This is a genomic window from Metasolibacillus meyeri, from assembly GCF_003049505.1.
GTDB classification, from domain to species: Bacteria; Bacillota; Bacilli; order Bacillales_A; family Planococcaceae; genus Metasolibacillus; species Metasolibacillus meyeri.
This window is the reverse complement of sequence record NZ_PYWN01000236.1, coordinates 1-1145: the sequence shown is the minus strand read 5'-3', so window position 1 is coordinate 1145 and position 1145 is coordinate 1. Positions and strand designations below refer to the sequence as shown.

Here is a 1145-nt window from a genome sequence, read left to right as displayed (position 1 = left end):
TTTATATGGGAATCAAGATTTTTTAGCCTTATTGTATTTAATTTTCCTTTATTATTCTTTTTAGAAAAAACAAAATCAAGTGTATCTTCAATCAAAATGTGCAATTCTTCTCGAAAATCAATTATATTAAACCTAATGTCTACTTTTTCTCCTAATAAATCAAAAGTTTCGTTACTACTTATATTTAATGCATCCGGTATAATTGCTTCTATAGGAAATTCTTTTCCACCTTCAATACCATAAATATGTACAGGTGTTTCCAATGGATTAAAAGTTTTAATTTCACTCGGTAAAATATCGTATTCTAACCTGTAAGTAGAAAAATCTTTAGATTTTCCTACATCTATAAAGCTGCTAGGCTGTCTTCTAACTCTCCTGATTTGAGTTCTACATATTTGTTCTAATTGACTATCTTCAATTTTTTTGAAATCGACTGATAATGAACTTTGCTTTTTTTCAATTATAATATTTAATAGTCGTTCAATCTCTAATGGCGTTAAAGCTTTATAAAAAGCTTGCATCTTTGTAGTTTTCTTCTCTATTACTACTAATAAATATAAAACCCCTTTACCTGTTTTTTTATAAATTTCTAAATCCTCTTTCTCAATAGGATGAGGTGTTTTATTCCCTTTAACTTTTTTATTTTTTGTAGTTCCTTTTATTTGTACTTTAACAGTATCCTCTATATTCTTCTTTTTTAATTCAGGTGAATTATAGACAATAATTTCCCCATCAAAGCAAGGACTCTTATCATTAAATTGGACTTCACTTACCAATCTATAGGGTGCTCGTAAAATTATTCTATTAATTTCTAGACAAGCTAAATGCTCAATAATTAATGTGTCCATTTATATTATTCCCCTTTATTTTCTATGTTCCTCTAACTTGAATTTATCCCCTCAATTTCTTGTCTTTATTGTAAGCAACTAATCCTTTAGCAATAAAGAAATAAAATATCACAGTTTGAACCATTGAACATAACTTCGCTAAAAAAGACATAGGTTCCAATGTTCCTCCGCCAAAAGTTAATCCCCTACTAAATGAATAGTAAAGAAAATCAAAAGCAAGTTCATACCATTCTTCATTTTCAACATACATAAATGCTTTATTGTTATAATGGTATATAATGAAATAAATAAAAGAAA

General features: G+C 27.3%; 1 protein-coding gene and 1 pseudogene. Both read right to left on the bottom strand.

The annotated features are described in order from the left end of the window. Window positions 1–848 (bottom strand): annotated as a pseudogene (locus tag C9J34_RS21255) (hypothetical protein); the annotation flags it as partial. A 43-nt stretch (window positions 849–891) separates the two neighbouring features. Beyond that, a partial coding sequence (locus tag C9J34_RS22555) for a hypothetical protein (RefSeq protein WP_238600753.1) occupies window positions 892–1145 on the bottom strand: 254 nt, incomplete at its 5' end.